Origin of the sequence: Bacteroides faecis (assembly GCF_020091505.1) — a bacterium.
Taxonomy (GTDB): domain Bacteria; phylum Bacteroidota; class Bacteroidia; order Bacteroidales; family Bacteroidaceae; genus Bacteroides; species Bacteroides faecis.
This window is the reverse complement of the sequence record NZ_CP081916.1, coordinates 3,336,221-3,360,208: the sequence shown is the minus strand read 5'-3', so window position 1 is coordinate 3,360,208 and position 23,988 is coordinate 3,336,221. Positions and strand designations below refer to the sequence as shown.

General features: G+C 38.3%; 21 protein-coding genes and 3 pseudogenes. 21 read left to right on the top strand and 3 right to left on the bottom strand.

The window, feature by feature from the left end; genetic code table 11:
• Positions 1 to 178 precede the first annotated feature (178 nt).
• The 5 genes and pseudogenes from tnpA to K6V30_RS12960 form a co-directional block, all read left to right on the top strand.
• Positions 179 to 550, top strand: coding sequence for an IS66 family insertion sequence element accessory protein TnpA (gene tnpA / locus K6V30_RS12980; RefSeq protein ID WP_005805145.1), 372 nt, complete (start codon positions 179 to 181; stop codon positions 548 to 550).
• On the top strand, positions 534 to 905 hold the full coding sequence (gene tnpB / locus K6V30_RS12975) for an IS66 family insertion sequence element accessory protein TnpB (protein WP_015531149.1): 372 nt from the start codon (positions 534 to 536) through the stop codon (positions 903 to 905). Before tnpA ends, tnpB begins: the two co-directional genes overlap by 17 nt.
• A gap of 73 nt (positions 906 to 978) precedes the next feature.
• A pseudogene (locus tag K6V30_RS12970) lies at positions 979 to 2,322 on the top strand (IS66-like element ISBthe6 family transposase); the annotation flags it as partial.
• Positions 2,323 to 2,415: 93 nt separating this feature from the next.
• Positions 2,416 to 3,636: an IS256 family transposase gene (locus K6V30_RS12965; RefSeq protein ID WP_233550293.1), complete on the top strand. Its 1,221-nt coding sequence runs from the start codon at positions 2,416 to 2,418 to the stop codon at positions 3,634 to 3,636.
• Between the two features lie 52 nt (positions 3,637 to 3,688).
• Positions 3,689 to 3,925, top strand: a pseudogene (locus tag K6V30_RS12960) (transposase domain-containing protein); the annotation flags it as partial.
• Between the two features lie 283 nt (positions 3,926 to 4,208).
• On the opposite strand, the gene K6V30_RS12955 reads toward K6V30_RS12960, so the two are convergent.
• The gene (locus K6V30_RS12955; RefSeq protein ID WP_149921751.1) at positions 4,209 to 7,877 is read right to left on the bottom strand and encodes a YobI family P-loop NTPase; all 3,669 of its coding nucleotides are present in this window, start codon (positions 7,875 to 7,877) and stop codon (positions 4,209 to 4,211) included.
• A 389-nt stretch (positions 7,878 to 8,266) separates the two neighbouring features.
• Here K6V30_RS12955 and K6V30_RS12950 point away from each other — a divergent pair, with 389 nt between their 5' ends.
• Entirely contained in the window at positions 8,267 to 9,544 is a 1,278-nt protein-coding gene (locus K6V30_RS12950; RefSeq protein ID WP_057099050.1) for a histidine-type phosphatase, read from the top strand.
• A 389-nt stretch (positions 9,545 to 9,933) separates the two neighbouring features.
• On the opposite strand, the gene K6V30_RS12945 is transcribed toward K6V30_RS12950, so the two are convergent.
• Positions 9,934 to 10,182 carry a hypothetical protein gene (locus K6V30_RS12945; protein WP_009040028.1) on the bottom strand — a complete coding sequence of 83 codons (249 nt, stop codon included), beginning with the start codon at positions 10,180 to 10,182 and terminating at the stop codon, positions 9,934 to 9,936.
• A 225-nt stretch (positions 10,183 to 10,407) separates the two neighbouring features.
• Between K6V30_RS12945 and K6V30_RS12940 the strand changes: the two are divergent.
• Together K6V30_RS12940 and K6V30_RS12935 are read left to right on the top strand one after the other, a co-directional pair.
• Positions 10,408 to 10,690: pseudogene (locus tag K6V30_RS12940) on the top strand (sigma-54-dependent Fis family transcriptional regulator); the annotation flags it as partial.
• A 319-nt stretch (positions 10,691 to 11,009) separates the two neighbouring features.
• The gene (locus K6V30_RS12935; RefSeq protein ID WP_015532704.1) at positions 11,010 to 12,398 is read left to right on the top strand and encodes a hypothetical protein; all 1,389 of its coding nucleotides are present in this window, start codon (positions 11,010 to 11,012) and stop codon (positions 12,396 to 12,398) included.
• A gap of 509 nt (positions 12,399 to 12,907) precedes the next feature.
• Here the strand turns inward: K6V30_RS12935 and K6V30_RS12930 are convergent.
• The gene (locus K6V30_RS12930; RefSeq protein WP_055235395.1) at positions 12,908 to 14,131 is read right to left on the bottom strand and encodes a site-specific integrase; all 1,224 of its coding nucleotides are present in this window, start codon (positions 14,129 to 14,131) and stop codon (positions 12,908 to 12,910) included.
• 570 nt (positions 14,132 to 14,701) lie between these two features.
• On the opposite strand from K6V30_RS12930, the gene K6V30_RS12925 reads away from it, so the two are divergent.
• From K6V30_RS12925 to K6V30_RS12870, 13 genes are all read left to right on the top strand, one after another.
• Positions 14,702 to 15,316, top strand: coding sequence for a TetR/AcrR family transcriptional regulator (locus K6V30_RS12925; protein ID WP_070782466.1), 615 nt, complete (start codon positions 14,702 to 14,704; stop codon positions 15,314 to 15,316).
• Positions 15,317 to 15,411: 95 nt separating this feature from the next.
• Positions 15,412 to 16,518 (top strand): tyrosine-type recombinase/integrase, encoded by a 1,107-nt coding sequence (locus K6V30_RS12920; protein WP_007480249.1) that lies wholly within the window; start codon positions 15,412 to 15,414, stop codon positions 16,516 to 16,518.
• Between the two features lie 83 nt (positions 16,519 to 16,601).
• Positions 16,602 to 17,192, top strand: coding sequence for a hypothetical protein (locus tag K6V30_RS12915; protein ID WP_004320634.1), 591 nt, complete (start codon positions 16,602 to 16,604; stop codon positions 17,190 to 17,192).
• 107 nt (positions 17,193 to 17,299) lie between these two features.
• Positions 17,300 to 17,890 carry a hypothetical protein gene (locus K6V30_RS12910; protein WP_004320634.1) on the top strand — a complete coding sequence of 197 codons (591 nt, stop codon included), beginning with the start codon at positions 17,300 to 17,302 and terminating at the stop codon, positions 17,888 to 17,890.
• A 105-nt stretch (positions 17,891 to 17,995) separates the two neighbouring features.
• Entirely contained in the window at positions 17,996 to 18,718 is a 723-nt protein-coding gene (locus tag K6V30_RS12905) for a WGR domain-containing protein (RefSeq protein WP_013619123.1), read from the top strand.
• Positions 18,719 to 18,796: 78 nt separating this feature from the next.
• Positions 18,797 to 19,132 (top strand): hypothetical protein, encoded by a 336-nt coding sequence (locus K6V30_RS12900; RefSeq protein WP_007570681.1) that lies wholly within the window; start codon positions 18,797 to 18,799, stop codon positions 19,130 to 19,132.
• Between the two features lie 73 nt (positions 19,133 to 19,205).
• A complete protein-coding gene (locus K6V30_RS12895; protein ID WP_004309992.1) occupies positions 19,206 to 19,796 on the top strand; it encodes a T6SS immunity protein Tdi1 domain-containing protein in 591 nt (196 codons plus the stop codon).
• Positions 19,797 to 19,881: 85 nt separating this feature from the next.
• Positions 19,882 to 20,829 carry a leucine-rich repeat domain-containing protein gene (locus K6V30_RS12890; protein WP_007482667.1) on the top strand — a complete coding sequence of 316 codons (948 nt, stop codon included), beginning with the start codon at positions 19,882 to 19,884 and terminating at the stop codon, positions 20,827 to 20,829.
• A gap of 67 nt (positions 20,830 to 20,896) precedes the next feature.
• The gene (locus tag K6V30_RS12885) at positions 20,897 to 21,646 is read left to right on the top strand and encodes a hypothetical protein (RefSeq protein WP_007482664.1); all 750 of its coding nucleotides are present in this window, start codon (positions 20,897 to 20,899) and stop codon (positions 21,644 to 21,646) included.
• A 73-nt stretch (positions 21,647 to 21,719) separates the two neighbouring features.
• Positions 21,720 to 22,112: a hypothetical protein gene (locus K6V30_RS25370; protein WP_009291865.1), complete on the top strand. Its 393-nt coding sequence runs from the start codon at positions 21,720 to 21,722 to the stop codon at positions 22,110 to 22,112.
• Between the two features lie 71 nt (positions 22,113 to 22,183).
• A complete protein-coding gene (locus tag K6V30_RS12880) occupies positions 22,184 to 22,606 on the top strand; it encodes a hypothetical protein (RefSeq protein WP_004309990.1) in 423 nt (140 codons plus the stop codon).
• A 30-nt stretch (positions 22,607 to 22,636) separates the two neighbouring features.
• A complete protein-coding gene (locus K6V30_RS12875) occupies positions 22,637 to 23,095 on the top strand; it encodes a hypothetical protein (protein ID WP_032581314.1) in 459 nt (152 codons plus the stop codon).
• 28 nt (positions 23,096 to 23,123) lie between these two features.
• A complete protein-coding gene (locus K6V30_RS12870) occupies positions 23,124 to 23,966 on the top strand; it encodes a helix-turn-helix domain-containing protein (protein ID WP_032535963.1) in 843 nt (280 codons plus the stop codon).
• Positions 23,967 to 23,988: the final 22 nt, after the last annotated feature.

The window sequence follows — 23,988 nt, the reverse complement described above, 5'->3', positions numbered from 1 at the left end:
TGCTTATTATAAAAATTATAGTTATATTTGTATATGAGTTGTTTGAAACTATGCAAAGCTGTGCAACCTGAAGTAGGACTTCCATCACCAAATCGTTACCTACATCTTTTGTAAGCCCCCGATAAAGTACCCGTTGTCTTTGTATCTTTAAGTCTCGATCTTTGCCAGAAAAAAGACTATGCAAAAAATGAGTAAAGAAGAATTCATTGAAATCCTGTCTCGTCAACAGCGTAGCGGTTTGACGATAAAAGACTTCTGTATAAATGAAGCCTATACCGAATCAAGCTTTTACTATTGGAAAGGAAAGTTTGGCCTATCGAGGCGTTATCATATGGATAGGCATTCTTCCTCTTTAGAGGAGTTTGCACCGGTTAGCCTCACCTCTTCACCTGCTTCCCACTCTGCCTGTGATAGTGGCGCTATACAAACGGGTGAGATCCGGATAGAGTTCCCCGGTGGTATTATCGCCCACTTCAGTGGTATGGCTGAATCCCAGGCGGCCATGCAATTGCTCACTCAACTCTGCAATCGCCATGTTTTGCCTGAATGACACGATGCGCTACTTTCTCTGTCCGGGTAAGACAGATATGCGTAAAGGTATGAACTCATTATGCGGGGTTGTTCATGATAAAATGGGATATGATGTCCGTTTAGGTGATGTGTTTATCTTTATCAACCGCCAGCGCACTACAATGAAACTGCTACACGCGGAAGATGGCGGACTGGTTTTGTACATAAAACGACTTGAAGAAGGCACTTTCCGCCTTCCCTCTTATGACAAAGAAAGCAAGTCGTACCCTATGCAGTGGCGTGACCTGGTTCTGATGGTAGAGGGAATCAACGACGAACCTTCCAAAAGGCTCAAACGTCTGAAAGCGTTACGAAAAAGTGACATGCAGTACTGAAAAACAGCAGGTGAAACCTTGATTATACGGTTGCTTTTCTGTATTTTTGTATTGTTCAAAACAGGTATGACGAATGACTCAGACAGAAACATTAGAACTTTTGGTGGCCACACTCCAGCAGGCTAATAGCTCCCAGTCTGAGTCAATCGAGCGTCTGACCCGGCAGAACGAACAGCTGCAAAATAAGCTTCAGGAACTGCTGGCTCAGGTAGCCTGGTTAAATCGTCAGTTATTCGGCCGTAAGAGCGAGAAATTAGCCCATCTGGATCCGAACCAGCTATCACTGTTCGATCCACCTGTTCAGCCGTTGGAACACGAAATACCGGAAGAAGCCGCAGCCCAAGAACCTGTCTGCTCGACGACTCCCAAAAAGAAAGTGCGTCAGAACCGCAACATGTTGGATGGCCTTCCTGTAGTGGAGATTGTCATAGAACCCGAAGGAGTCGATCCGGATAAATACAAGCGCATAGGCGAGGAACGCACACGTACACTTGAATTTGAACCGGGCAAATTATACGTAAAAGAGATCATACGTCCCAAGTATGGCCTGAAAGACAATATAAGTTTGCCTCAGGGGCATCAGGGCAGTGTTATTATAGCCCCTCTTCCGCTATTGCCTATCTACAAGGGACTTCCCGGTGCCAGCCTGCTCACTGAAATCCTCTTGCAAAAATATGAATATCATGTACCATTCTATCGTCAGGTGCGTGAGTTTCACCATTTAGGCCTGAAGATCTCGGAAAACACGCTTCAGGGGTGGTTCAAACCTGCCTGTGAATTACTTAAACCTCTCTATGAAGAGTTGAAGAAACAGGTATTGAAGGCCGACTATATCCAGGTGGACGAAACGACATTACCGGTTATCAACAAACAGAATCATAAAGCGGTTAAGGAATACTTGTGGATAGTCAGGGCGGTTATGGATGGATTGGTCTTCTTTCATTATGATGACGGTTCCCGCTCACAGGAAACAGCCTGGAAATTATTACAAACCTTCAAAGGATATCTTCAAAGTGACGGCTATGCGGCCTACAACATCTTTGAGGGTAAGAAAGAGGTGTGCCTTGTCGGATGCCTTGCCCACATAAGGCGACATTACGAGGTTGCCAAAGAAGAGAATGAATCCCTGGCCGGATATGTTCTGGCTCAAATACAGCAACTCTATCGGATCGAACAGATTGCCGACCAGGAGGAACTCACTTATGAGCAACGCATGCTTAGAAGACAGGAACAGGCACTTCCCATACTTGAGCAACTGGAAAAATGGATGGAAACAGCCTATCCGAAAGTGCTTCCTAAAAGCCGGATGGGGCAAGCTATCGCTTACGCGTATCAACTTTGGCCACGTATGAGGAATTATCTGAAAGACGGCAGGCTTAAAATAGATAATAATCTGGCCGAAAATGCGATTCGTCCGGGCACTATAAAATATTTTGTGTAAATGTAAAATACGGGATTCAGTATGGGTTCCGTATTTTTTATTTAATAGCTTTGCAAAATGAAGAAAATTATGAAAGAGAAGAATCATGTAGTGCCTGATGAGGTATTAAGTAAGGAGTTCCTTAGCCAGTTCAAGACAGAAGCTGATGTCAGCAAGTTTCTGAAGCAGTTACACGCGCAGGTATTGGAGAAAATGCTTGAAGGTGAGATGGATGCGCATCTGGGTTATGAGAAGAATTCGGTTTCCGGTCATAACAGCGGTAATTCCCGTAACGGCAGCTACCCCAAGAAAATCCAAACTGAACACGGTGAAGCGGTCATACCTATTCCCCGTGACCGTAACGGTGAATTCAATCCCATAGTTGTTCCCAAACACGAGAGTCGTGGGCTTTCCATAGAAAAACTTGTTATCTCCCTATATTCCAAAGGAATGAGCGTGTCCGACATTGAAGAGGAGATGCGTGAAATCTATGAAATAGAACTGTCCACATCAGCCATTTCCATCATTACGAACAAAGTCAACCAGGCTGCTCAGGAATGGCAGAACCGCCCTTTGGATCCTGTCTATCTCATCGTTTGGATGGACGGTATTGTATTCAAGGTTCGTGACAACGGAAAAATCATCAACAAGACTGTCTATCTCTGTGTCGGTCTGAAACAGAACGGCTTGAAAGAAGTCCTTGGCATGTGGGTGGGAAAATCAGAAAGTTCTTCATTCTGGATGGGTGTCCTGACAGATTTGAAGGCCCGCGGAGTACAGGACATACTGATTACCTGCACTGACAACCTGAACGGGTTTACCGACACCATACGTGCCGTATTTCCTCAGTCTTCCACGCAAATATGTGTTGTACATCAAATCAGGAACTCCTGTAAATATGTCGTTTACAAGGACAAGAAAGAGTTTACAGCCGATATGAAGAACATCTATAACGCGCCCAACAAGGAGGCTGCTGCCGTGGAACTGGATAATCTGGAAAAGAAATGGGGAGGGAAGTACCCTTATGCCATCCTCTCATGGAGGAATAACTGGGATGACCTGACTGTTTTCTTCCAGTTTCCATTGGAAATCAGGAAAATAATCTACACAACAAATCTCATTGAAAATCTGAATGGAAAAATCAGAAAGTACACTAAATCAAAGCTTTCATTCCCGTCGGATGATGCTGTGAAGAAAATGGTATACCTCGCTTTGATGGAGATTGAGAAGAAATGGACAATGCCGATTACTAACTGGGGATTGATTATGAACCAATTTATGCTTATTTTTGAAAACAGAATCCAGATATAAGAGAACTTATAACTGAATCCCGTTTCTATTTACACAAAATTATGGATACTGCCTTCGTCCGATAGCCTTATCAAGAAAAAACTTCTTATTTTGTGGAAACCATGAAGCCGCGCAGAACACTGCCATAATCTGTTCGCTCTTGGCATCATGCAAAGCCTCCAACATTAACCCCCGGGAATGGCTCACGGAGGTGATTGCACTATTGCCGTATTATGCAGCCAACAAGGAGAAAGACCTAAAAGAGCTGCTACCCCATTGCTGGGAATCGGGAAACTCCAAAGAACTCTAATAATACTCTAACGAAAAACAAGAATATAAATACAGAATCACTATAGCTTTGTTCGATTTGCTATAGCGATTCTTTTTTATACGGGTACTTTATCGGGGGCTTACCATCTTTTAAACTCTCTGTATTTTCCTCATCTTTAGAGAGTTACATCGAAATACATTGTTTCCATGAGCTAAACTTTAGTTTCTGCAGTTTGGAACTAAAGTTTCTTCAGCTTACAAATTATTAGATAATTCAGTTTCTTTCGAAGACGTGTCTTTTTCTATAAGGCATAAAATTGTTCCTACTGTTTGATAATTCTCGTATTGACCTTCAATCCGTTTTTATCTTTGGAGAAAGACGATATATAGTTACACTCCTTTAATAATGATAAAAGGCTTCGGTTCAGTTCTGTGTCGGGTATAATTGGGTGTTTTCCGTTCTCCTTCATCTTGCTGTAGGGTAATGGCAACAATGCCAATAGCTCATCAATCACATCATGGTTATCCTGGTTTTGTCTGATAGTATGATAAATGACTGTTATTGCTTTCTCTAATACGGATGCCTTGACAAGAACCTTTTTCAGCAGGTCATAATCTATTTCTGTTTCATAATCTGTTAATATTTCACAGATAATATTGGCGAGTTTCTGACTGACATCTATGGAAGTTGCTTTCAGTTGTTGGAGCACAACTGATTTTTCTTTGCCGGATAACTTGTAGCTACCAAGCAAACAGAGAGCCAGGTCTTTGTTATAAGCTATTTTATCTTTGTCCTTTAAAAACTCATTTTTATGATGCAACAGAAAATTGCCATAGAGTATATCACTATGACGGCTGAGGTATCGGATATTATCCTCCGTATACTCAATGCTATTCTGATCTATTAAATAGCTGATTCGCTCATCTTCCAAATTTAAAAGTTCCTCATTCAGATCCATTTTACACAGGAAGGCTGAGAATATCTGCTTGTAGGAATTAATACTAATCCGGTTACTACCCATAATATTATTAAATAGCGAATGCTTATGTGGCTCACTTCCTGCAAATCTTCTTGTTCCCAGTATTTCCGCATGTTTATCTAAATATGCCCATAAGACATCGTCTATATTACAGTCGTTTTGTACATAGTAATTGGTTATATTATCCCAGTTAGGTACTAGTAAATCCAGTCCAAATGCTAAACCTTTCATGTCATCTTTCACCTTAGATACATCATTGATAGGATTAATATGGGTCTTGAGATATTTCTGTTTAACCTCCATTTTAACCTCCTTGTTATTTAAAATCTCCAGCATGGATTCTTCATCTTCATCGCATATATTCTGGAAGACATTTTGAATGCATTCTTCCATATTTTCTTGTATCCTTTCAATGACGTCTTTCCGTCCGACTCTTTTGATGCGCGTTAGGGTGATATTGTTTTCATTTGCACCTGCTCTATCGCTGATATGATTCAGTAATAAGCTTATGTTGTGTCTCGTCAAAGTATAGCTGTCACCTTTAATAATAAGTTCCAACAAGGGTTTGGAAGTATTTGTCAATTCCTCATAACAGCATACACTGGCAATAAAGTTGATTTTCTTATCGTCAAAGCAATCGTATCTGTTTGCTAAGTAATCATAATTATCTTTCAACCATGTTTTTTGAAACTCACCTATATGGCTGTTCTCACAAAACTTTAACCATGCTTCGATCAGAATGTCTCTGTACTCACAGTTCAATACCGAAGTCCAGCTATCATTGACGTTCCAATTGATATAGTGATTAAACACATTATAATTTTGTTTTCCCTCTTTGTAATATTGGGCCAGAAAATCCATTTTAGCTACGGGTTGTTCCAATCGTGCCATGAATAGAAGGAACCGTTCTCGTTCGATGTTCGTATGTTTGCCCAAATAATCCAACAGATTAATATTAAGCACGCTATCACTGAGATAAGCATAGGTTGGTAATTGTGCAACAAAACTTTGTATCTTGTCTATCTTGGCATTATATTCGGGACTTTTGTCCAGCTTCATGGCTATAAGCAGAAGACGGTCATTCTGAGAAATCGTGTTCGGATAGAAATAAGAAATGTAGTCATAATAGTCTTCATCAATATAACCACGCCGGATAAAGAGATCCATCATTGGAGCCAATTTGATTTTCTGGAAAGCTTCACATTCATTCATCTTAAACTGCATAAACAGTTGCTTCAAAGAAAAACTGTTGATACGATATTCTTCCTTTTTCAGTTCCTCCTCTTCCCTGGCTAAATCTTTGTCTTTTGTTGTAATAGCGGCTAACCGTTGGGCATAAGATGTTTTTGGATCAATCTTTTTCTCTATTTCGCTAAAGCGGATGTTTGTATGGGATGTATAAATACTATATGAATTAAAATATTTGTATTCTATTCTCTCTTTTTGGATGAGCTCATTAAATAAATCCTCATCCTTCCATATAGCACTCGTTTCATAATAGTTATCATTAATCTTTATAGAAATTAGATTGCCGTTGATATGGGTAACATATCCGTTTACATAAATCATTCGCAATTCACCTGCCTTCAGGTGTCGGTTCCTTTCCTTTGTTTCGCGACGTTTGGCCATCTCCTCCTTCCGTTTGTTCAATATCTGGAGCGCAAACTTGGTGAGTTCCTGTTTGGTTTCATGACATACGCATTGATAAACCTTTCCACGTCTGTTGTGTAGTGCTGAGAAATCATCAGGATAATAGTTCTTATACACAATCATGGCCAGTAGTTTTGAGTGGCTTAATTCCGTACCGTTGACAAAAAGCCGCTTGTGGTATTGGTGATACTCGTTTGCAATATTCTTCAACAAGCGCATATCATCTATGAAAAAGGCTATATCTTCCAAATCATCAGCTTTGATCTCCTCCTTATGCCCTCTCTTTTCCAATTCTTCTTTCAGTTTGTCTTTCGAGTTGGAAGGGTTGATAACCGGAATGACAGTGGTTATATAATCAAAGAACTTTGTCCGGGAGGAATCCTTGAACATATCATCTTTCACTGCATAGATGAATTTTATCTTTCGTCCTACGACAGCCGAATTGTTTAGTAAGAAGTTGAGTTCCCTCAATTTCAGAAAGATATCGGGGGTATCAAAGCGATCTAGGTCCTCAATGACCACTACGTCATAATCAGTTGCCTGGAAGAAATACAGAATCTCGTCTAGATGGCGGTTGAAAATGGAGTTTTCGTCTTTAATCTCAATCTCGCCGTCTTTAAAGTTGAGCTTATTCAGTTTGGTACTGCCATATATCCGGATAACATATTGTGCTATTGTATATAAGACAAATAACAGATATAGCAGAGCCACAATATCCCCTATTAGGTTAAAAACAAATCCTTGACTGAAAACACGATAAAACGAGTCAATTCTCATCCAACTAGGTTCGAAAAGGATTGCAAATGCAAGAATCGTTCCGATAAAACCACATGCTAATTTCGATATATGTTTTGGGGTAATGTGTGTGATCCGTTTGAAGCGTGAATTGGGTAGAGTATCAATCGTTTCTCGGTAAATTAATTGCTGGAGAATGCTGTATTCTATTCTTCGGTTCAGTATTTCTTTATAGTTTTCATTATCCCGGTCATCGAAGTTATCTTTACCTGTAGATTTTTCACTGGTTTGGTTATCCAGAAGTTCTTGTTGGTCTTCCGTTTCTTCATCCTTTGTTTTTTGATGTTTGTCGTCATCCAATGTTGCTAAGGATATGGGCAGATAGTTCCATTTTTCATCTTTCAAATACATCAGAGTGTGTAATACAGAACTTTTTCCTGACCCATAAGGACCGGTCAGGGCAATATTCAAAACATCCTCAGCCTTGAGTGCTTCCCGTAAATCACGGACAGACTCATAAGCGGACTCATTCTCCTTCAGCAAGGTCGGAGTTAAGGATTCTTGAAATTGTGATACCTGCTCAATTTGCGCCGAAGGCACTTGAGTGGATTCTTGTGTATTCTCCATAATGTTTTCTCAATAAAAATTATATAATTCTATATAATTCAATACTTCGCCCATTTTGTTTTTATAAGTAAAGGCTGTCCATTTATTCTGTGTTAAAATCAGTTCTTTAATATAGATATTAATTCTTTATGCAAATATAAAGTTTAAAATAGTGACAAACAAATGAATCTGCTGAATATATCATCTGGATAACCACTTATTTAATAAAAGAATATTCTAATTTTCAATCATTTTAGTAACTTCATATAGTGATAATCATTATTGGTTCGTATTTTATTCGTTTGTTCAACTATTTGCGGACATGAAGATTTTGGATGTCTTAAGATTGATTTTGAGCAAACATAATCCTCATTTTTATCGTTATAGCCTATGAATTAAGTAGGTATAATATGAAAAGATTATTATTTGTTTTGACTTTTATGTCTCTCACTTTTCCTGTTATATGGGGACAAACTAAGATACAGAAGTATGCAGGGACGGCCATGCCCTATCCTAATAGGACAGACTCGTCCATTACTTTTCGGGATGGTATGACCCCATTTTATATAAATCATCTGGGAAGACATGGAGCCCGCTTCCCAACTTCAAGAAAAGCCCTAGACAAAGTGGAGAAGGTATTGGTATCAGCCCAACAAGAGAATGGACTGACCTCAGAAGGCATGGCTTTACTCTCTATGATACGACGTTTATCCAGATTATTTGACGGTCAATGGGGAAAATTGTCAAAGTTGGGCGAGACGGAACAAGAAGGAATTGCCGGACGTATGATAAGGAACTATCCTCAACTATTCAGCAATTCTGCCAAGATTGAAGCAATAGCAACCTATGTTCCCCGCAGCATAAATAGTATGGACGCTTTTCTTTCTTGCATGATAAGGCATAATCCAGCTTTACAGGTACAGCGAAGTGAAGGAAAACAATATAATCATATCCTTCGTTTTTTTGATCTGAATAAATCTTATGTCAATTATAAAGAGAAAGGTGACTGGCTTCCTATATACAAAGCTTTTGTACACAAGAAAATATCTCCAGTTCCTATAATGAAGAAGTTTCTTCTTAATCCGGAACAATATCTGGATAAAGAGGCAGAGGAATTTGTCATGGCTTTATTTTCTGTTGCGGCTATTCTTCCTGATACAAGCATCCCATTAAATTTGGAAGACCTTTTTACACTTGATGAATGGCATCGTTATTGGCAAACCCAGAATTTGCGACAATATATGAGTAAGAGCTCTGCACCTGTCGGTAAGATGTTACCGGTTGCAATCGCTTGGCCTTTGCTTTCTGAATTCATTCGTTCTGCTCAAGAGGTGATAAGTGGGAAATCCGATTATCAGGCTAACTTTCGTTTTGCTCATGCAGAAACAGTTATACCTTTTGTGTCGTTGATGGGCATAGAAAAAACTGATGTACAGGTTTGCCGGCCCGATTCCGTTTCAGTCTATTGGAAGGATTATGAAATATCTCCAATGGCCGCTAATGTACAGTGGCTTTTCTATCGTGACAGAGACCAAAGAATTTGGGTTAAGATTCTGTTAAATGAAGAAGCAGCAGCGCTTCCTATATCAACCTCTTGTTTCCCATATTACTCTTGGGAAAAAACTCGTATATTCTTTAATCAGCGAATCGAAATGGCTAAAAAAACACTTTCAGTTTTCAATGAATAGAATAAGCCATTTTTTAGTTTTGATTATATTTGAAAAAAACATTTTTTCTATTTACCAATGAATGACAGATACATAGATAGTGGTGGTTACAGTTAAATAAGGTTGCCTAGGTGAGGTATAAATTGATGTAAGAATGAGGTTAAAGCTAAAAATAAGTATTATACTTACCCTAATATGTACCATGAGCCAATTTTATAACGCCTATCTTTAAATACAATAATCGAATCACATAAAATTCTCTTAAGGTTTCAACGGTAAGCGGTGAGGCAGACGGATGTGTTATCTTATGTTTGTGTAGTAAGTCAATCTGTTCCCATCACTTCTTCCCAAACTGAAAATGTAGTAAATGACCATTTTAATATAACTTGTGGATGAAATAGTGTATTCTTCTAAAACACAAGGACAATAATAATTTCATGATTGTAGAATATCTTCCAACTTGTAAAAGTAATAACAGTACATTGTTGAGTTGTCATAGGGGTGAGTGTTTCACTTTTGTATATCACTCTGATGACAATTTGGAATACCTGAGCTATCACTCCGAACAGCACCACCAACTCCATTTCTGACATCCATACATTACCCTTCGGGATATTCACTCTGCCGTTTTCTCTGATTGTTATAATTGTTCGTTCCATGAGTAATATAGCCACTGAGATTTCAGTAGATGACTGGTTAAGTCTGTTGCCAAACGTTATCAAATCCAGGTCTATTTTTCAGATGGTTATCATAACATACTTCTATGCAGTGATAATTTCGTATGCCGCAATACTCGGCTTATACTCTCAACGAGAATACGCCTACTGGGAGTAAGGGTCGCAAATCCATGACGTGCGCAATAAGACATTACTGCCCATGCGTGACCGGGCAATGTCCTTAAGTTTCGACAGAAAATTATGGATGCGGTGTTACAGGTACAGACAGATCTTGTCACGAAAGAGCACCTGGAGCTTACCATGACGAGAGCAACCTCATCCGTCAGCTTCGCCCTGCGCAATGACGCTGAAAACAAAGAGAGGATTTTCCGTACCTTGAAACAGGCAAACAGAAAATGAAAGGTTACCACCGAACTGCTCGGAATCGAACGTACAACACTGTATAGCAAACTGGAAGAAGTATGGATTGAAGTATAAATTCCAGCAATAATAGTCGGTAATTCACTAAGAATTGATATTACGCTTAAACCGGATTTATTTGGTGATGGCAAAAAGACCTCCACGTAAAAAACACAGGACGGGGTGATGTGCTTCTGATTTTTATTCGTAATTTTGTACTAAAGAGAGTGATATTGATAGCAATGCACAACAAAGCCCAGAAACGATTGCCAATCTGTTACTCTATTTAACCCTTCTTTCAAACTTCCTAAGACAAAGAAGATTAAAAAAAATCTTCCAGAAATACAACGAAAAGGTTTAGTATTGAAGAAGGTAAAAACAACAAACAAATCGTTATTATTTTACAATTTATGGTTACAATATATTTGGATAAACAAGTTTTCAGTCATCTATTTAATGCAAAAGAAGAAAAGTATTCTCTTTTGCGTGAAAAGATATTATCTCACAAAGATGAGTTTATTTTCTTCTACTCAAATGCTCATTTATTTGATTTGCAAGATGATAAAACGGATATTAAATATACTGAAATGGAATATATGCAATCGATAGTAAGTGGATATCATTTAATATACGAAAACCATAAACAGGAAGTTATAAAGCAATCCCCACGCAATGCTTTCGAAACTATAGGCAAAATAGAGGATTTCTCTTGGCTTGAAAATTTTGATTTTTCACAAATAACAGAAGAACAGCGGAATGTTATCAATAACATTGTTGATATTAGCATTAAGGATTTAAAAGGTGAATTAGATTTTGATTGGCTAAAAAAAAGAGCCCCAATTTCAGTCGATGAACTCCAAATGGACATATCAACTTTTACATCATTAATGAAATTCGTCTCCCACTATTTTTATGAGAATAAGGAGTCATACAAAATTATGAGAGACAATACTATTGCTAGATATAATCCGACATCAATTAAAGCGGAAGGTGAAAATATTTTTAACGAGCAGTTAGCCTCATCTCCATTAGGATTATCCTTTCTAGATATTATTCAAGCCTCTTTAACTCAAACAGGATTATCATACACTGATTTTGCAACGGTATATTATATGTCATATATACTTCTTGATCTATTTGGAGTTAATAAAGAAACCCGGAAGAAGGTTAAGTTTAGAAATATGCAAGTCGACTGTTACCACAGTTTCTTCGGCTCATACTGCGATTGCATGGTTAGTGATGACGAAGGTATGCGCCTCAAGAGCAAAACATTATACAAACTTTTCAATTTCAACACTAAAGTATATTCAATAGATGAGTTTATAGAAAAATTTGATGAAGCAATAAATAACAATAAAAAATCTGCGCGTGAATATTTTGATGAAGTTCTTAGCGATTATATTACAAGGCAAGTAACTAGAGTCGAAACAAAATCTGGGCAATTTTTAACTTACCTGAGTACTTCTTATAAATACTTCGGATATTTTAACTGCATGATAGAAAGAAAATCAAAAGATGAGACGGTTATTATACTCCATAAGAACAACGACTTGAAGCAACCTATTCTGGCGAAAGAATTAGAGATTATAACTAATAGGATTGTTAGAGTGTTTAATGATATGGGAGCTACCTTTACTTTATTCGATGAAGCAGTAGAAATCCCTCTATTAAAAGCTGACAATTGGAATAGATTTCTAACGTTAAATGATGCTGATGTGTGTTTAACTAAATTCAAAGATACACCTATGTTGTGTTTATGGATTAAGTTAAAGCAGCCAATATTACAAAATAAAAATTGAAGAAATTAAAGATTCCTGCAACAAGCCACTGACGAGGATATAGTGGTTTCCGATTTGTGTCTGCTCGCTAGTATGTATCAACTTGTTGCGTTGAATACGCAAGGAGAGCAAAAGTTTATTTTTCATCAGATTAGGATATATGACATCCAAAAATAGCGAGCCATCAGCTACGGATCCTATCAAAATAGTTTTTTATGCATTATTCTACAGTAAAAGCCAGTATTTACTTTTTTCACTGCTAGAAAGAACAAGAACTATAGAATAAGAAAACACAAACATCATATACTAAAAATATCATACATCCTCTCGAAAAAACAACAATCTTTGATTATAATTTTTTCCAGTGCTCGCATCTTACAGACCTATAGAACTCACTAAAAGAGTTTTCCAACAAAACACATATTAACAGCGATGTAGTCATATAGCTCAAAGAGCGAAGGCTATTGTATTTCCTCCATTCTAAAGAGAGGTTGTGCCAGAGTTTTGACACAACCTCCTACTAGATAATTCTAAATAGAGATATGAAAATCCATCTTTATCTGTGACATCTCACGTATCACTGTACGATCCAGCACACGTGCATAATGACGGGTCATCTGGACATTGGTATGCCCTAACATCTTAGCAACGCTCTCTATCGAGACACCATTGGCCAGAGCAAATGTGGCAAAAGTATGACGCCCAACATGGGTGGTCAATGTTTTTTTAATACCACAAATATCAGCCAGTTCCTTGAGGTATGCATTCATTTTTTGATTACAAAGCACCGGAAAAAGCACACCATGTTTCTTACAATATTCATTGGTGGAATACTTTTCCAAAATCTTCAATGGTATTTCCATTAATGGAATATTACACATGATTTTGGTCTTCTGTCTCCCCTTTCGTATCCACCTGACACCGTTCGAGTCCTCCACGATATGTTCCTTTCTCAAACCATGAATATCCGAGAAAGCCAAACCGGTGAAACAACAGAACACAAAAATATCCCGTACCTGACTTAACCGTGGAATATCAATTTCCTTCGATATCAGCTTCTGGATTTCTGAATCTTCCAAAAAGTCCGGTTCCACCTTATCCAATGAGAATCTAATTTCTAAAAACGGATCGTTCTTCATCCATCCCTTAGCCAAAGCAATACGGATAATCTTCTTAAAATTCTTCAAATATTTGGTGGCTGTGTTATGACAACACTTTTTCTCTGTCTTAAGCCAAAACTCGTAATCCTCAATAAACTGGCGGGAAACTTCATCCAAAAGAACATCTTTCTTATGATATGTCTCCCAGACAAAATCCCGGGTATGCTTCAAGGATGTCTCATAACGCTGCACGGTTGCAGGCGCCATGTCCGTACCGGACAATTGGACACATTTATCATTATGCTCACGGAAAACCTCAAACAGAGTACGTTGTACGGGGGCATCCTTACCCTGGAAACGATCCAGAACACTGTTGGCAGAAACGGATACCTCCTCTATTTCCAGTTCACGTTGAATCTTCATTATCCTCAAACGGATAGAGTCAAGATACAGATTCAGTTCCTTGTACTCACGCTTCTTTTCCAGGGCCTTTCCTTTTGCCGCACTCCAGAACTCCGGAAGAATTGTTTTCTTCACTGAAGCATCAACCCGGACTCCATTCACTGTAATTCTCATCATTATCGGAGCCTCACCGTTCCGATTCAATTTCGTCCTACGAATGTAGAACAATAGACAAAATGTTGTTCTTTCCATCTTACTTGTTTTTTAATCACAAAACTAAATTTCCAAGAGCAACAAGTCAAGATGCAAAGCACTGATAAACAATGAATTATTTACTTAATAGGTGTACCTGGCATTGAAGGCAATCAGGTACACCGAATAGTACACCGAAAGAATGCTTTGATATGCTTATTTTTGCTATGTACCAAAAACAAAAAATCCCCGTAAAGTATTAATTTACAGGGATTTTCTTTGTTTTGCAATTCTTTCCAGCGGAGAGACAGGGTTTTGAACCTATAACTCTAACCGCTTATATGTCAGCTACTTTGCTTTCAAAATTTCAAATAGGTAACGAAACAGTAACGATTTTTAATCGTTAAGCCTGTCCAACTTTGACCGTGTTTGTCTGCCTAACTTTCGGGTTCAAAGATACTGCATTCTTTTGAAACTCGCAAATATCTGATAATAAATATTTTTGGGTTAGTGCAAGGTGCAAGCTATATATATAAATATATACTTGCACCTTGCACTAAAAAAAAGCACTGGGGTACAAATGGTTAAAACAAAATCCGTATCTTCGTAACCGATTAAAAACAAACGTGTATGATAATAACTAACCGTGAAGAAGTAATAGATAAAGCGTTCGGCGTATTTGTCAGGATGAACTACGAGAAAGCAAGCATCATCACGCTTGCCAAAGCCTGCGGGGTGACAAAAACGGGTATCGTTTATTATTTTCCGCACAAGTTGGATTTATTCATGGCTGTGGCGGACAAATACGTGCTAAAAATGCACGAACCGGAAAACAAGTTTGCCGCTCCTGCCGATACGTTGACGGAGTTCATCGGGCAATACGTGGCGGGAGTAGCCGCTTCCATGAAAAGGATTGTTGAACTGATTGGCGATAATAGCAGCCCGCATGATTGTAGTCCTAACTTCTACTACTTTCATTTCCTGTCACAAGTGCGCATGTACTATCCGGGTATCAGGCAGAAAATTGAGAAAATCTACCGACAAGACTATGACCTATGGGAGAAAGTCATACAGAAGGCAAAAGAAAGCGGGGAAATCAGGAGCAACACGGACGTGAAGAAAACGGCTATCTTGTTCCGGCAAATGTTTTTAGGACTGTCATACGAACAAGCATTTCTGAACGGTCTGAACGTGGACGAACTGGCAGAAAATTTTCGCCATATCTATTCGCTGCTTAAAGCCTGATACTCTTTTGTTTTTTTAACCTCTATTATTTTTGAACAGATGTTCAAAAAGTGATATTTTTATCTTATCTTTGGAGCGAAGCAAAATTCAGCGACATGGATAAGGTTCAGAAACAGAGAGGAAGCATCGTTCTGTACAAGGAAGAAAGAAACGGTGCGGACTACATACGGATAGAGTATGTAAACAGTCAGGCTGTCGCCCTGCTGCTCGCCCAAGATACGGACGTGGAAAAGACAGGCAATAGTTCTGCCTACATACCTGCCACCGCTTTTAAACTGCCGGATTTCTATGACCGCTATTCGCCCCACGCCTATATTGATTACAGCCGGGTTTACGTGCGGCATCCCAAACCTAAAAGGGAATACATACTGCCGAGAGGCTACCTCGAACTGCTGGAACAGAAGCGGTACAGCCTTTCCACCATAAAAGCCTATAAAATCTATTTCAGCGACTTCATGGAATACCACAAGGGGCAAGACCTTGACCTGCTGACGGTCGAGGACATAAACAGCTATATGCTCCACATGGTAAAGGAAAAGCACATATCCGCCACCCAGCAGAACATGCGCATCAACGCTATCAAGTTCTATTACGAGAAAGTCCGGAAAGGCAAGCGGCAATATTATGGCGGGATAGCCCGTGCAAAAGAGTACAAGGCATTGCCCGAAGTATTAAGCCGGGAAGAAATGAAAAGCATCTTTGCACAGTTATCCAATCGGAAACACAGGTGCATGATTTCTCTTATTTACTCTGCCGGACTACGCCGAAGCGAACTTCTGAACCTGACACCCCAAGACATCATCAGCGAACGGATGCTAATCAGGATTGCCGGAAAAGGCAAGAAGTGCAGGTATTCCCTACTGTCGGAAAAGCTGCTCAACGAACTAAGGGCTTACTACCGGGAATACAGACCGCAAAAATGGCTTTTTGAGGGCGAACAGGCAGGCGAACAATACTCGCCCAGCGCATTGGTTAAGATATTGAAAGAAGCGGCAAGGAAAGCCGGAATAAAGCATCGGGTACACCTGCACATGCTCCGGCACACGTTCGCCACCCACCTGCTGGAACAAGGGACAGACCTAAGAACCATACAGGAACTTATGGGACATACCGATATAAAAACAACGGCAATTTATCTGCACGTATCGAACGCCTATAAAGCAAAAATCCCCAATCCGCTGGATTGTTTGGATGATGATTAGACAATGATTTAATAGTGAATAGGAACTACACCATAAGGTGCGTTTATCGAAAAATTAGCAACAATCAAATCATTATCGTTATTATGGATATAGAAAGAATACTTAAAACAAGAGAAAATGCAATATACTACGGCATTGGTGAATACCAAAAAGACTGCTTTGGTTGGGTTGGTGGAAATGCTCCAGCTTGTTTTGATGATAAGTATTTATCGGACAAAGATAATCTCTATTTTTATCTAACATTTCAAAACCCTCTAAATCCGAACAAGCAAATATCTATTTTCACTCCGGATTTTGATATTGCATTGGAATATAACACATATCCCGATTGTAAATTGTTGTTGGTTGAACATGAATTAAGTAGCCAAAGTAAAAGTGATAGATATAAACACCCCGAAATAGATGAAATTTATTCAATATACGAAATGAGTACGGAAAAAGATATGCCTGAAAAAAATTGTGCAATCAAGTTTGGGGGTAACGTAATGCCTATTCAATGGGGATTAGATAATGATGGTAAAGTGGTTAAAGATGGAAATAGCTTCATTTTTCAAATCAACGAAATTTGCATGAAAGATATTTCCGTTTTCATGGCTGGCTGTATATATGTTTATGGAAAAATTGAAGGTAATAAAGTCACAAATCCATTTGTGGCATACTGGGAATATTCCTAATAACGATAAATTGATTAATTATTTCAAATAGGTTGCTAACAACGAAAGATAGCATCTGACGATGCTCCTTTCTAACCATTAGCAACAATCAAATCATTATCGTTATTATGGATATAGAAAGAATACTTAAAACAAGAGAAAATGCAATATACTACGGCATTGGTGAATACCAAAAAGACTGCTTTGGTTGGGTTGGTGGAAATGCTCCAGCTTGTTTTGATGATAAGTATTTATCGGACAAAGATAATCTCTATTTTTATCTAACATTTCAAAACCCTCTAAATCCGAACAAGCAAATATCTATTTTCACTCCGGATTTTGATATTGCATTGGAATATAACACATATCCCGATTGTAAATTGTTGTTGGTTGAACATGAATTAAGTAGCCAAAGTAAAAGTGATAGATATAAACACCCCGAAATAGATGAAATTTATTCAATATACGAAATGAGTACGGAAAAAGATATGCCTGAAAAAAATTGTGCAATCAAGTTTGGGGGTAACGTAATGCCTATTCAATGGGGATTAGATAATGATGGTAAAGTGGTTAAAGATGGAAATAGCTTCATTTTTCAAATCAACGAAATTTGCATGAAAGATATTTCCGTTTTCATGGCTGGCTGTATATATGTTTATGGAAAAATTGAAGGTAATAAAGTCACAAATCCATTTGTGGCATACTGGGAATATTCCTAATAACGATAAATTGATTAATTATTTCAAATAGGTTGCTAACAACGAAAGATAGCATCTGACGATGCTCCTTTCTAACCATTAGCAACAATCAAAAATAGAAACAACATGAAAAGAGCCTTTGTATATAAAGATGAGAAATCCCACAAATTTTGGTGGATAGATTATAGTGATTGTAGTTTTGCTGTAAATTACGGCAAATACGGTAGCATAGGAAAATTTGAAGTAAAGGAATTTGATACACAAGAAGACTGTCAAAAGGAAGCCGAAAAGTTAATCCGCTCAAAAATGAAAAAAGGCTATATAGAAGACGGGAACTTTGATTTTATGAAGCGATTATATATTGACAGCGATGAATTTGGGCTTAATCCCAAAACATCACATCCAAGGTTTTCCGAACATTTCAGTGATGAAATATATTATTCAGAAGGTGATGAAGAAACTCCATTCGGAAGTGATGAAGGACATGATACGTTGATTTGCATATTTGAAGCCATTAGGAAAAATCCAAATCTTGACTTTTCCAACTTTCCACAGAAGTTGATAGAACAAGACTGGGATATGGAGTATGTTCCTATCACTACTCTCGATGCCGACGAAGTTAAAAAAATGGCAGCAGATAAGGAAATGGATATGATTCAAAGTGATATGGTTACCTATGCTACCGCTTTTGCGCAAATAAAAATAACCGGCTCTATTTCATTTGAGTTAAAAGAACGTGGAATTAAAGCTATTAAAAGATTAGCTTTGATTGAGGGTATGCCTTGGAATGAAAATGAAATCCAAAGCAAGATGATAGAAGATCTCCAATCATTTAGCTTTATTTTTTGAACGTATGTTGCTAACAAGCACCTGTGCCACCTAACGGCGGCAAGCTGCAAACCATTATGAACAATTAGAGTACACGATATGAGAAATGAAATTTTACAGTTGAAAGATTTAGGTCGTATGCCTAATGAAAGTATCAATGATTCTGATAGCATTGATGAGTTGATAAATGCTTATGATACTTTATTAGAACAAATACAATTCCCCATATCATTTGATGAAGCTATGGTGTTGGTACAAATCTTCCCTGAAAATGCTTTTTATGATTTGCAGTGGAGCTTACTAAGACTTGTAGAGTCCGTTTGTGTTGATGATGATAGGTATATTCAATTAATAAACTCTTGCCCAAGTCAAGAATGGCGGGACACTCTAAATGCTCGCTATGCAAATTATAAAAAGGCACAAGAGGTAAAGTAAGTTCATAACAAGCCGGGATAACGGACTAACGCCGTTCCCCGTCCAGCCATTATCAACCATAAAACGTAGAAATATGTACGAAGAATTTTTAGAAAAAAGCCTCAATAGCAAGAGGCAAGCAGTAGATGATACTTTTATTGCTAAATATGCTGATTTGTCTTATCCCGAACTGAATACTTTATGGCAGGAGGTCGGGTTAGGAAGTTTTTGTAATGGGCTGTTTAAGCTCATCAATCCATCCGATTATCAGGATGTGATAAACTCCTGTTTTGAAAAGGAGGATGACCAATCATTTCTACCATTCATGTGTACGGCTTTCGGCGATCTCTTTGCCTATGTAAAGAATCCGAGACTGAATAATTACGTCGTTTATCTGAATGTCAGATACGGAACATATTTAATACTTCCTGCCAATCTTCGTGCGATTTTTAATAAGGTAATGGTAAATGAAAGTTTCTTGAAAGGCTGGTTTGATTTAGAAAATTATCCTATAATACAAGAAAAACTCGGAACTCCAGATTATGACGAGTGTTTTGGATATTCTCTACTTTTGGCTTTGGGAGGAAGTGAAGATATTGAAAACATCAAGATAGTCAAGACTATTCCGTACATTGACATTTGTACCCAAACAATCGGCGAATTTGAAATTGCAGATAAATGGTGAATATAGAATAGGTTGATAACAACGCAGGATAACGGCAAGCCGTTCCCTGCTGAACCATTAGTAGCAATCAGAAACAAATAGTAGTATGGAACATTTCAAAGAAGTACCAGATGTAAATCGGTTAATAATATCTCCTCTCTATTTAAGAGAAGGATTAGAGTTTGCAAAAAATCAAGGCTATAATGATATTTTAATATCAACGGACGACATCGGCATCAGTGGTGTTTCCTGTAAACACACATTAAATGTAAGTCTAATATGTGAATATGATTTTATTGAAACCTTGATTATTTCAGGGTACGACTTTACAATAGAACCATGCAATTTAAATCAACTAAGTGTTTTACCGCACTTAAAAAAATTGGGACTTTGGATTGACAAGGTCTTTACTATTGATTTCAGTTTGTTTCCCAAACTTGAAGAATTGAAGTATTATCATACAAAACAAACAGAAAATGTAGATACTTTAATAAACTTGAAACGACTGCATATTTATAATCTCAAATCAGAAGATTTGAAAGAACTGAAAAGCATGAATTTGTTAGAAGAACTGACACTATGGGATGCCAAAAATATAAATTTGAATGGTTTATGTCAATTAACTAACATAAGAACGTTGGAGATTGTTCGTTCTCGAAAAATGATAGATATTAGAGGTTTATGTAATTCAAATAGACTTAAAGAATTATCATTATATTATTGCAATAACATAACGGACATTAGTGTTTTGAACCGTTTATCAAGAGTTAAAATACTTAGATTACGTAACTGTAAACGACTTCAAGATTTAACCCAATTAGTACCCAACAATACGATTAAGCAGATTAGTATTTCAAGTCTAAAAGACTTGAAATTTTTGGCAGGAATGAAGAAACTCAAATTCTTGCATTTTGATGATGTAATTGATGGAGATATATCCCCATTATTGGACTCTTCTTTAGAGTTTGTAGGTATGGTTTCAAAAAAGAAATATTCCCATACAGAAAAGGAAGTGAACCTAATACTGGAAAGAAACCGATTGAATAATAAATAGCTACTAACAAACCGGGCTAACGCTTACAGCGTTCCCCGCTTAGCCATTATAAACAGTAATGCAAAATATGAAACAGAAAATATACCATATCATTATCTTTTTACTCTTTTGGTTTTGTGGAGTAGCCTATTCACAAAATCCCAAAGCAGATATTTTGCAGCAAGACCTTTCGGGCTTGTTTGACAATTTAAGCATGATTGGCATATTAGGAGAAGATTGTAGCCGAATTGATATTCATATTACCGAAGTTCGGAAAATGGATAGTAGAGAATATGAGATAAAGGGTATCAGTCGTACCCGATTATCCGTAATCTGTCCGTTTAAGGGAAAGGTTTGTGTAGATAGCATTTCTTCCTGTTCCCAAATGATAAAAAGTGAATATACGGAATTGGACGGTTTCATATACGGGTATTACTCGTTTGCGGAATACGGAGATAAACGATATAGCGGTACATTCTCCGGTTCTTTCAAGCAGGGGTATCGGATGAGCGGACAGCAAATAGAGAAAGGACGGAATGAAATAGCAGAACTGAAATTGAACTTATCTGAATATCGGGGTAAGTGGAAATCCGCAAAGGGACTGACAAAAGTCTGTTCTTGGGCAGATGAGATTATACCCGATACTCCTGCAAACTTCTGCCTGTTTAATGATGCAGGCGAATGGATTGTATCACCGAAATATCGTAAGAATGGTTGGGAAAATCTATATAATGCCTATCACAATGAAAATCTGACAACGGACGAGATACAAAAGGCTCGTGAGGTGGAAGAACAGGAATGGTGGGTAAATAAAAGCCAATCATGCAAAGTAATTTGAGTTTATAACAAAGCGTGATAACGCCTAACAGCGTTCCCCGCTTAGCCATTACTAACAATACGAATAACTCTTTATGATAAAATTCATTTTAGATGCGATGTATTATCAGATATTCATATTTAATAGGGATAAATTTATATTGGAAAATCCACATGAGCGGACGATACAGATAATATGTGGAATATTATTTCTTCCTGTTATAGTATTGACGTATCTACTGATAAAGGAGAATTTCAATTATAAAACCCCTTTTGTGTTTTTTATCATAATCTATGTTTTACTATACAAGACATTCTGTTCGTATTATATCAAAAGGAAAAAAGGTATGGAAATTATAAGGAGTAAACCTCTAATATTTAATAGCCAAAAGATTTCTTCCTTCATATCATGGATGATTTATCCCATTTTGGTTGTATTACTTTATTTTATAATAACACATCGTCATTGGCTAAAAATTATACAATAAAGATTTAATAAGTTAGTAACAACGAAAGATAGCATCTGACGATGCTCCTTTCTAACCAATAGCGTACATATATGAATAATGTAACAAGAGTAAGAATTGTATATGAATGTAGCATAATAGGTGTTGTTTTGCTGACATTCTTAAAAGGTATGTTCCCATACATGGGAGCATGGTGGCGAGTAGCCCTTATTACTTCACTTGTAGGATTGTGGTTTTCACTATCTTATCTGAAACGGTATAATTATAAATGGGGGTTCAATTACATAGGAAATCATTTATACATTAACCTCTTATTGAAAGTACAGAAGTGGTTTCAGAACGCTACAATCATAGCCTTATTGATACCTGTATTCTTAAAAGACCTCTTGTATAATCAATATTGCTTAGTAGCATATATATTGCTTGTAGGTATGTTCTTGGGCGTGAAGCTGGCTACTTACACAGTAGAGTACGCTATATATAAAAGTAAATTCATTGGTAACAAGGAAAGATAACCCCTGAACGCTTTCCCTCACCAAACCATTATGAATAAAGGAATAAAAAAGACAGATAACTATTTTGAACGAGTGAAGCAGCGTGCAAACCGGACGAATTACAGATACTATTTTTTTGACTACCTATATTTCAAGGGAGAGGTTTGGGGCAAGAAGATAGGGCGGATGTCAGGTTTTATACTGCTGTTTTGGTATTGGTGGTGGGTAGTAGTTCTGCCCGGCAACTTTCTCCTGATTAACAATGTACCGCAATGGTCGTCCTTACATCTTGGCTATTTAGGTGCAATGTTTTTGCTTATTTGTGTATTTATTCTTGCACGATACAGGAAAGCCCGTGTACAGGCATTGTTGAACCGCTACCGCCGCTCTAAGCATATCAGCGCAGTACAGGCATATTTTCTGTTCCTGCTGCCCTTTGTACTTTTCTTCTTAGAAACATGGCTGTTCGATGAATGGGGTTGGACGGATTGCGTGAAGTGGAACAAATGATATGTCATTCATATATAAAACATCAGATATGGAACAACGGATTACATCATTATTGCTTCCCGCTCCCGAAGCGGAGTTGGAAGCGTCCTGCAAGGAACTGGACGAAAAGGTAACATGGCTGCTGCACAACAGCCGGAAAATGGACAACTACTTGGAACTTGAACCGTTCAGCAAGGACGGGCGGCTGTGCGCCCACGTGTGCGACACGCTCAAAAGCCTGCCGGAAACGCCGACACTGGCGGCATACAAGGACTACAAGGCAATCATTATCCTGCTGGGTATGTCCACCACCCATTACGCCATACTTGACGAACTGGCGGAACAGCACCGCAAGCGGGACGAGATACCCGAACTGACCGCCTACTGCGATGCGCTCCACTGGATGCGACCGGGACGGCAGTACCTCTGCAACGTGTACAACACGGTATGCCACGCTTTCCACCTGCTGCGGAGAAACCCGGTAAGGGGCAACCGACTGCTGGTGACGGAAAAGGAACTGCGCCACGCCGAACGGATGCTGCCGGAACTGGGCAGGCAGACGTTCACCGAAATGGTACGTCTGAAAGGCTACATGGTCTATGATGCCGAGAAACTGGCGGACAAATGCGGCATGGAATACGGCTCGTTCCGGCGAAAGGTAAAGAAAATGACCGGGTACACGGCTAAGGAATGGGTGATAAAGGAACGGGTAAAGGACGTGGAACACTACCTGTTGAACACAAACCTCACGCTTACCGAAGTGGCGTTCACCACCGGGTTCGCATCGACATCGAACCTGAACGACTTCTGCAAGGCGTATCTTTTAGATACCCCCGGAGAAATACGCAGAAAAGCGCAGGAAACAAGAAAATGCACAGTTACAAGAACGTAATGTGAAAAATCAAGAATAAAAC

What these genes read in the sequence shown, in the direction of transcription:
- tnpA (WP_005805145.1), top strand. Translation starts at nt 179, where the DNA reads ATGCAAAAAATGAGTAAAGAAGAATTCATTGAAATCCTGTCTCGTCAA.
- tnpB (WP_015531149.1), top strand. Translation starts at nt 534, where the DNA reads ATGTTTTGCCTGAATGACACGATGCGCTACTTTCTCTGTCCGGGTAAG.
- K6V30_RS12965 (WP_233550293.1), top strand. Translation starts at nt 2,416, where the DNA reads ATGAAAGAGAAGAATCATGTAGTGCCTGATGAGGTATTAAGTAAGGAG.
- K6V30_RS12955 (WP_149921751.1), bottom strand. Translation starts at nt 7,877, where the DNA reads ATGGAGAATACACAAGAATCCACTCAAGTGCCTTCGGCGCAAATTGAG.
- K6V30_RS12950 (WP_057099050.1), top strand. Translation starts at nt 8,267, where the DNA reads ATGAAAAGATTATTATTTGTTTTGACTTTTATGTCTCTCACTTTTCCT.
- K6V30_RS12945 (WP_009040028.1), bottom strand. Translation starts at nt 10,182, where the DNA reads ATGGAACGAACAATTATAACAATCAGAGAAAACGGCAGAGTGAATATC.
- K6V30_RS12935 (WP_015532704.1), top strand. Translation starts at nt 11,010, where the DNA reads ATGGTTACAATATATTTGGATAAACAAGTTTTCAGTCATCTATTTAAT.
- K6V30_RS12930 (WP_055235395.1), bottom strand. Translation starts at nt 14,131, where the DNA reads ATGGAAAGAACAACATTTTGTCTATTGTTCTACATTCGTAGGACGAAA.
- K6V30_RS12925 (WP_070782466.1), top strand. Translation starts at nt 14,702, where the DNA reads ATGATAATAACTAACCGTGAAGAAGTAATAGATAAAGCGTTCGGCGTA.
- K6V30_RS12920 (WP_007480249.1), top strand. Translation starts at nt 15,412, where the DNA reads ATGGATAAGGTTCAGAAACAGAGAGGAAGCATCGTTCTGTACAAGGAA.
- K6V30_RS12915 (WP_004320634.1), top strand. Translation starts at nt 16,602, where the DNA reads ATGGATATAGAAAGAATACTTAAAACAAGAGAAAATGCAATATACTAC.
- K6V30_RS12910 (WP_004320634.1), top strand. Translation starts at nt 17,300, where the DNA reads ATGGATATAGAAAGAATACTTAAAACAAGAGAAAATGCAATATACTAC.
- K6V30_RS12905 (WP_013619123.1), top strand. Translation starts at nt 17,996, where the DNA reads ATGAAAAGAGCCTTTGTATATAAAGATGAGAAATCCCACAAATTTTGG.
- K6V30_RS12900 (WP_007570681.1), top strand. Translation starts at nt 18,797, where the DNA reads ATGAGAAATGAAATTTTACAGTTGAAAGATTTAGGTCGTATGCCTAAT.
- K6V30_RS12895 (WP_004309992.1), top strand. Translation starts at nt 19,206, where the DNA reads ATGTACGAAGAATTTTTAGAAAAAAGCCTCAATAGCAAGAGGCAAGCA.
- K6V30_RS12890 (WP_007482667.1), top strand. Translation starts at nt 19,882, where the DNA reads ATGGAACATTTCAAAGAAGTACCAGATGTAAATCGGTTAATAATATCT.
- K6V30_RS12885 (WP_007482664.1), top strand. Translation starts at nt 20,897, where the DNA reads ATGAAACAGAAAATATACCATATCATTATCTTTTTACTCTTTTGGTTT.
- K6V30_RS25370 (WP_009291865.1), top strand. Translation starts at nt 21,720, where the DNA reads ATGATAAAATTCATTTTAGATGCGATGTATTATCAGATATTCATATTT.
- K6V30_RS12880 (WP_004309990.1), top strand. Translation starts at nt 22,184, where the DNA reads ATGAATAATGTAACAAGAGTAAGAATTGTATATGAATGTAGCATAATA.
- K6V30_RS12875 (WP_032581314.1), top strand. Translation starts at nt 22,637, where the DNA reads ATGAATAAAGGAATAAAAAAGACAGATAACTATTTTGAACGAGTGAAG.
- K6V30_RS12870 (WP_032535963.1), top strand. Translation starts at nt 23,124, where the DNA reads ATGGAACAACGGATTACATCATTATTGCTTCCCGCTCCCGAAGCGGAG.